6 protein-coding genes are annotated in these 6,911 nt (G+C 64.4%); all 6 read right to left on the minus strand.

The genetic code is table 11. The features are described from left to right. Positions 1 to 71: 71 nt before the first annotated feature. The 6 genes from dtd to hutH all read right to left on the minus strand — a co-directional run bounded on the left by dtd (position 72) and on the right by hutH (position 6,766). The gene (gene dtd / locus ABOA88_RS13850) at positions 72 to 509 is read right to left on the minus strand and encodes a D-aminoacyl-tRNA deacylase (RefSeq protein ID WP_367851601.1); all 438 of its coding nucleotides are present in this window, start codon (positions 507 to 509) and stop codon (positions 72 to 74) included. Next, complete coding sequence (pip, locus tag ABOA88_RS13855) at positions 506 to 1,477, minus strand: prolyl aminopeptidase (protein WP_196169371.1); 972 nt, start codon at positions 1,475 to 1,477, stop codon at positions 506 to 508. Before pip ends, dtd begins: the two co-directional genes overlap by 4 nt. 179 nt (positions 1,478 to 1,656) lie before the next feature. Beyond that, a complete protein-coding gene (gene hutG, locus ABOA88_RS13860; protein WP_196169372.1) occupies positions 1,657 to 2,460 on the minus strand; it encodes an N-formylglutamate deformylase in 804 nt (267 codons plus the stop codon). A gap of 10 nt (positions 2,461 to 2,470) precedes the next feature. Next, positions 2,471 to 3,676 (minus strand): imidazolonepropionase, encoded by a 1,206-nt coding sequence (hutI, locus tag ABOA88_RS13865; RefSeq protein ID WP_196169373.1) that lies wholly within the window; start codon positions 3,674 to 3,676, stop codon positions 2,471 to 2,473. Between the two features lie 15 nt (positions 3,677 to 3,691). Beyond that, positions 3,692 to 5,089 (minus strand): amino acid permease, encoded by a 1,398-nt coding sequence (locus ABOA88_RS13870; protein ID WP_196169374.1) that lies wholly within the window; start codon positions 5,087 to 5,089, stop codon positions 3,692 to 3,694. A gap of 144 nt (positions 5,090 to 5,233) precedes the next feature. Then, positions 5,234 to 6,766, minus strand: a complete 1,533-nt coding sequence (gene hutH / locus ABOA88_RS13875) for a histidine ammonia-lyase (protein ID WP_070571060.1) — start codon at positions 6,764 to 6,766, stop codon at positions 5,234 to 5,236. Between the last annotated feature and the right edge of the window lie 145 nt (positions 6,767 to 6,911).

Here is a 6,911-nt window from a genome sequence, read left to right on the forward strand (position 1 = left end):
CGCATCAGGCTGAAACAACTATTTATCGTCCAAACCCACTTGTTTTCCTTCAAACAAGGGGTTTTTTAACCTCATATTTGTAACATAAATGTTACAGGGCCATCATTGACCAAATGCACCTGCATGTCCGCCCCGAATCGGCCGCTGGCGACATCGCCATGAGCGGCGCGGGCCCGCTCAAGAAGATAGTCGAATATCTCGGCTCCGAGCGCTGGCGGCGCGGCGGTGGAGAAGCTGGGACGCATGCCATTGCGGGTGTCGGCAGCCAGGGTGAACTGGGACACCAGCAGCAGGCCGCCGCCGATGTCCTTGAGAGACAGGTTCATCTTGCCCTGGGGGTCGCTGAATACCCGGTATTTGAGCAGCTTGTGCAGAAGCTTGTCGGCGTGCTCACGGGTATCCCCCGGCTCGACGGCCACCAGCACCAGCAGGCCCTGGTCGATGGAGCCGACGATCTGGCCCTCTACCTCGACGCGCGCACCGCGTACGCGCTGCAACAGCCCCTTCATGCTTCTTCCAGGGGCAGGTCGAGCAGGCGCCGGGCCATCTGGTCGGCGGCGCGCACCAAGGCGTCAGTGATACCCGGCTCGGAGGCGGCGTGGCCTGCGTCACGGATCACCTTCAACTCGCTGTTGGGCCAGGCTTGGTGCAACGCCCAGGCGTTTTCCAGCGGGCAGATCACGTCATAGCGACCATGGACGATCACTGCCGGCAAATGGGCGATCTTCGGTAAGTCGCGGATCAACTGGTCCGGCTCGAGGAAGGCGTTGTTCATGAAGTAGTGGCACTCGATACGCGCGATGGACAGCGCGCGCTGCGGCTCGGAGAAGCGATCGACCACCAGGGGGTTGGGGCGCAGGGTCGCGGTGCGGCCTTCCCAGGTCGACCAGGCCTTGGCCGCGTGCATCTGGGCAATCTGGTCGTTGCCGGTCAGGCGCTTGTGGAAGGCCTTGACCAGGTCGTCCCGCTCCTCCGGCGGAATCGGTGCGATGTAGTCCTGCCAATAGTCGGGGAACAGGCGGCTGGCGCCTTCCTGGTAGAACCACTGGATCTCCTGCGGGCGGCACAGGAAGATGCCACGCAGGATCAGGCCATGGACCCGTTCGGGGTGGGTCTGGGCATAGGCCAGGGCCAGGGTGGAGCCCCAGGAGCCTCCGAACAGCACCCACTTGTCGATGCCCAGGTGCTCACGGATGCGCTCCAGGTCCTCGACCAGGTGCCAGGTGGTGTTGTTTTCCAGGCTCGCATGCGGAGTCGAACGGCCACAGCCGCGCTGGTCGAAAGTGATGATGCGGTACAGGGTGGGGTCGAAGTAGCAACGGCTCTGGGCATCGCAGCCCGCGCCGGGGCCACCGTGGATGAATACCACCGGCAGACCTTCTGGCGATCCGCTTTCGTCTACATACAGCACATGCGGTGCTTCCACGGCCAGATCGTGCCGGGCGTAGGGTTTGATCTGCGGGTACAGGGTCTGCATTGCGCACTCCGTGTGAGGATTTAATCTGCCGCCTGGCATCATAAACCTGAATTGCGCTTTGAGCATGTGTCACGGTGAAACAGGTGGATGTGTGCGGGGCTGTTCGGGGGTAAACCCGCGCCCACAGGTCTGGCGATGAACCTGCGGGAGCGGGTTCACCCGCGAACAGGACAGCGGACTTACCGCCCGTAGCGCTCCCTGCCCCAGGCCAGGACAGCCTCGAGCAACTGCTTGAGCACCACCTGGGTCGGCTGGGCCAGGTCCTCGCGGTACTTGAACGGCTCGACCTCTTCCATATAGGTGCTCTGCGCCAGCTCCAGTTGCACCGCGTGGATGTGGTTTGCCGGGTCGCCGTAATGACGGGTGATGTGCCCGCCCTTGAAACGCCCGTTGAGCACAGAGGTGTAGCCCTGGGCCTGGCTGCAGACACCCAGCAGGCGCTCGGCCAGGACCGGGTCACAGCTGGCGCCGTTGAAGGTGCCCAGGTTGAAGTCCGGCAGCTTGCCGTCGAACAGGTGCGGGATGACCGAGCGGATCGAGTGGGCATCCCACAACAGGGCATAGCCGTGAATCTCACGCAGGCGCGCGAGCTCCTGACGAATCGCGTCGTGGTAGGGACGCCAGATTTGCGCCAGGTAGCCTTTGCGTTCATCGGCAGAAGGTTCCTGGCCCGCCTTGAACAACGGCTCGCCCTCGAACAGCGTCGCCGGGTACAGACCGGTGGTGGCACCGGCGTACAACGGCTTGTCGTCATCCGGGCGGTTCAGGTCGATGACGAACCGCGAATACTGCGCGGCCACCACGCTGGCACCCAGGTCCCGGGCGAAATCGTACAGGCGTGGGATGTGCCAGTCGGTGTCCGGCAGGCTGCGCGCCTGATCGACCAAGCCGTCACGCACGGCCTCGGTCAGGCCAAGGCCTGCATGAGGCATGCTGATCAGCAGCGGCAGCTGGCCCTGGTGAAAACTCAATACCTTGTCCATGTGCCCTCGCTCAGTTGGATATCTCATGGCCCAGACGCACCACCCGCTTGGGCAGGTCGCCGCCGAGCCAGTAGCTCAGATCCGCCGGGCGCTCGATCTGCCAGGCGATGAAGTCCGCGACCTTGCCCACCTCCAGCGAACCGTGGCTTTCGCCCAGGCCCAAGGCCGTAGCCGCATGCACGGTCACGCCCGCCAGGGCCTCTTCAGGCGTCATGCGGAAGCACGTGCAGCCCATGTTCAGCATCAGGCGCAACGACAGCCCGGGCGAGGTGCCCGGGTTGAGGTCGCTGGCCAGGGCGATCTTCACGCCATGACGGCGCAGGGCATCCATCGGCGGCAGCTGGGTTTCGCGCAGGAAGTAGAACGCGCCCGGCAACAGCACGGCGACAGTGCCGGCCTCGGCCATGGCGATGGCGTCTTCCTCGGTCATGAACTCCAGGTGGTCGGCCGACAGCGCCTGGTAGCGCGCCGCCAGGCTCGAACCGTGCAGTGACGACAGCTGCTCGGCATGCAGCTTGACCGGCAGGCCCAGTTCACGCGCCTTGATGAAGACTTTTTCGACCTGGGCCGGCGAGAACGCCAGGTGTTCGCAGAAGGCATCGACGGCGTCCACCAAGCCCTCCTCGGCCAGGGCCGGGAGCATTTCGTCGCAGATATGCGCAATGTAGTCATCCGCCCTGCCGGCGTATTCCGGCGGCAGGGCGTGGGCGGCAAGGCAGGTGCTGCGCACGGTCAGTGGCAGCTCCTCACCCAAGCGCCGGGCGACCCTGAGCATCTTGCGCTCGTTGGCCAGGTCCAGGCCGTAGCCGGACTTGATCTCCAAGGTGGTCACGCCATCGCGCATCAACGCCTTGACCCGCTGACGGGCACTGGCCAGCAGTTCGTCTTCGCTGGCCGCTCGGGTCGCCCGCACGGTGCTGGCGATGCCACCGCCGTTGGCAGCGATCTCGGCATAGCTGACGCCCTGCAGGCGCTGCTCGAACTCACCGCTGCGATTACCGCCGAACACCGCGTGGGTGTGGCAGTCGATCAGGCCCGGGGTGACCCAGGCGCCGCCCAGGTCCACCGTGCGCTCGGCATCGACCGCGGGTACCTCGCCACGCGGGCCGATCCATTCGATCAACCCGGCGTTGGTGACGATCGCGGCATCCTCGATGATCGAGTACAGGCCCTGGACCATGGTCGCCACGTGGCAGTGCTGCCAGAGGGTTCTCATAAGCGTTCTCCGTGACTAGCGGTGCAGCTCGGCCGGCTCGCGAACCCGTTGGCCCTGCCCTGCCCGTGGCTTGCACCAAAGCAGGTAGGAGGCCACCAGGAACACCACCCAGATCACGCCGACGATCAACGCGGCCTGAGTGTCCGGGAAGTAGCCGAGCACACCAAAGATGAACAACATGAAGGCAATGGCCATTGCCGGCCCATAAGGCCAGAACGGCACCGGGAATTTCAGCTCGGCGATCTGCTCACGCGTCATGCTGCGGCGCATGGCCACCTGGCTCATCAGGATCATCAGCCATACCCACACGGTGGCGAAGGTGGCGATCGAGGCGATCAGCAGGAACACGTTCTCGGGGATCACATAGTTGAGCACCACGCCGATCAGCAGCGCAGCGCCCATCACCAGCACGGTCATCCATGGCACGCCGTGCTTGGACAGCTTGCCGAAGCTGCGAGGTGCATGGCCTTGCTGGGCCAGGCCGTACATCATGCGGCCAGCACCGAAGATGTCGCTGTTGATGGCCGAAACGGCTGCCGAAATCACCACGATGTTCAGCACTGCGGCCGCCGAGCCGATGCCCAGGTTGCTGAAGATCTGCACGAACGGGCTGCCTTGGCTACCGATCTGCGGCCAGGGGTAAAGGCACATCAGCACGAACAGGGTCAGCACGTAGAACAGCAGGATGCGCAGCGGCACGGCGTTGATCGCCTTGGGAATGACACGCTGAGGATCTTTCGCCTCACCGGCAGTGACGCCGATGATCTCGATACCGCCAAAGGCGAACATCACCACCGCAAAGCAGGCGATCAGGCCGCTGATGCCGTTGGGCATGAAGCCGCCGTGGCTGAACAGGTTGCTCACACCGACAGTGGCGCCCGTGGTGGCCTGGCCCATGCCGAAGATCATGATGCCGAAGCCTGCCAGGATCATCGCCACAATGGCGCCAACCTTGAGCAGCGACAGCCAGAACTCCATCTCACCGAAGACCTTGACGTTGCACAGATTCAGGCCGCCGATGATGAAGACGATGCCCAGCACCCAGATCCACCGGGCCACTTCCGGGAACCAGAAGCCCATGTAGATACCGAACGCGGTGACATCGGCAATGGCGACGATGACCATCTCGAAGGCGTAGGTCCAGCCGAGGATGAAGCCCGCCATGGGGCCGAGGTAGGTACTGGCGTAGTGACCGAAGGAGCCGGCCACCGGATTGTGCACGGCCATCTCGCCGAGGGCACGCATGACCATGAAGACCGCCGCGCCACCGATCAGGTAGGCCAGCAGTACTGCGGGGCCGGCCATCTGGATGGCCGATGCCGAACCGTAGAACAGCCCGGTACCGATCGCGGAACCGAGCGCCATGAAACGAATGTGCCGAGCCGTTAGCCCGCGCTTGAGACCTTCTTGCATTTCGCACCCTTATTATTGTTCTGCCGGTGATGGCTATAAGGGCCGCTTCGCCTCCCATCGCAGGCTTCGCCAGCGCCTACAGGCCATTGCGATCCTGTGGGCGCTGGCGAAGCCTGAGATGGGCCGCGAGCGGCCCCGAGGGTATTACAGGCTGGGCAGTACGCCAGCTGGCAGCAGGCCGGTCAGGCAACCTTTGGCCAGCAGCTCGGCAGCGGCTTCGATGTCAGGCGCGAAGAAGCGGTCACGGTCGTAGTGCGGGACTTCACGGCGCAGGGCCAGACGGGCCTGCTCCAGCTTGGCGGAGGTCTTCAGGCCTTCACGCAGGTCCAGGCCCTGGCAGGCGCCCAGCCATTCGATGGCGAGGACGCCACGGGTGTTTTCGGCCATTTCCCACAGACGCTTGCCGGCGGCCGGTGCCATGGAGACATGGTCTTCCTGGTTGGCGGAGGTCGGCAGGCTGTCGACGCTGTGCGGGTGCGACAGGGCCTTGTTCTCGCTGGCCAGGGCCGCAGCGGTGACCTGAGCGATCATGAAGCCGGAGTTGACGCCGCCGTTTTCCACCAGGAACGGCGGCAACTGGGACATGTGCTTGTCCATCATCAGCGAGATGCGGCGCTCGCTCAGCGAGCCGATCTCCGCAATGGCCAGAGCGATGTTGTCGGCGGCCATGGCCACTGGCTCTGCGTGGAAGTTCCCACCGGAGATGACGTCACCCTGGGCAGCGAAGACCAGCGGGTTGTCCGACACCGCGTTGGACTCGATCGCCAGCACTTCGGCGGCCTGGCGCAGCTGAGTCAGGCAGGCGCCCATGACCTGCGGTTGGCAACGCAGGGAGTATGGATCCTGGACCTTGCCGCAGTTTTCGTGGGAGCGGGACACTTCGCTGGAGTCGCCCAGCAGGTCACGGAAGCAGGCAGCGGTGTCGATCTGGCCGCGCTGGCCACGGACTTCGTGGATACGTGCGTCGAACGGCGAACGCGAGCCCAGGGCCGCTTCGACGGTCAGGCTGCCACAGGCGATGGCTGCGGCGTACAGGTCTTCGGCATGGAACAGACCGCGCAAGGCATAGGCGGTGGACGCCTGGGTGCCGTTGAGCAGGGCCAGGCCCTCTTTGGCGGCCAGGGTCAGCGGCTCGAGGCCGGCGACCGCCAGGGCCTCGGTGGCAGGCAACCACTGACCTTTGTAACGGGCCTTGCCCTCGCCCAGCAGGACCAGCGACATGTGCGCCAGCGGTGCCAAGTCGCCGGAGGCGCCGACCGAGCCCTTGAGCGGGATGTGTGGATAGACTTCGGCGTTGACCAGGGCGATCAGCGCATTGATGACCTTGCGACGGATGCCGGAGAAGCCGCGGCTGAGGCTGTTGATCTTCAGGACCATGATCAGACGCACCAGGTCGTCGTCCAACGGCGCGCCGATACCGGCGGCGTGGGACAGCACCAGCGAGCGCTGCAGGTTTTCCAGGTCATGGCTGGCGATGCGGGTCGAAGCCAGCAGGCCGAAACCGGTGTTGATGCCGTAGGCGGTGCGGTCTTCGGCAATGATCTGCTCGACGCAGGCAACGCTGGCGTCGATGGCCTGGTCGGCGCTGGCATCCAGTTGCAGGCGCACAGGCGCTGCGTGAATGGCACGTAGTTGGGCCAGGGTCAGGGTACCGGGCTTGAGAGTCAGTTCGGTCACTTCGCTACTCCAATTCGCTTGGGGCCCGCAGGCCCCTTCTTGTTGTTCAGTATCAACGTTGTTCGGCAATTACCAAAGGAACGTCGATCAGCCCGTGATCATCGGCAGGTCCAGGCCCTGCTCCTTGGCGCAGTCGATGGCGATC

The sequence above is a fragment of the Pseudomonas sp. PKS genome, assembly GCF_051913525.1.
In the GTDB taxonomy this organism is placed as follows: Bacteria; Pseudomonadota; Gammaproteobacteria; order Pseudomonadales; family Pseudomonadaceae; genus Aquipseudomonas; species Aquipseudomonas guariconensis_D.

What these genes read in the sequence shown, in the direction of transcription:
- dtd (WP_367851601.1), bottom strand. Translation starts at nt 509, where the DNA reads ATGAAGGGGCTGTTGCAGCGCGTACGCGGTGCGCGCGTCGAGGTAGAG.
- pip (WP_196169371.1), bottom strand. Translation starts at nt 1,477, where the DNA reads ATGCAGACCCTGTACCCGCAGATCAAACCCTACGCCCGGCACGATCTG.
- hutG (WP_196169372.1), bottom strand. Translation starts at nt 2,460, where the DNA reads ATGGACAAGGTATTGAGTTTTCACCAGGGCCAGCTGCCGCTGCTGATC.
- hutI (WP_196169373.1), bottom strand. Translation starts at nt 3,676, where the DNA reads ATGAGAACCCTCTGGCAGCACTGCCACGTGGCGACCATGGTCCAGGGC.
- ABOA88_RS13870 (WP_196169374.1), bottom strand. Translation starts at nt 5,089, where the DNA reads ATGCAAGAAGGTCTCAAGCGCGGGCTAACGGCTCGGCACATTCGTTTC.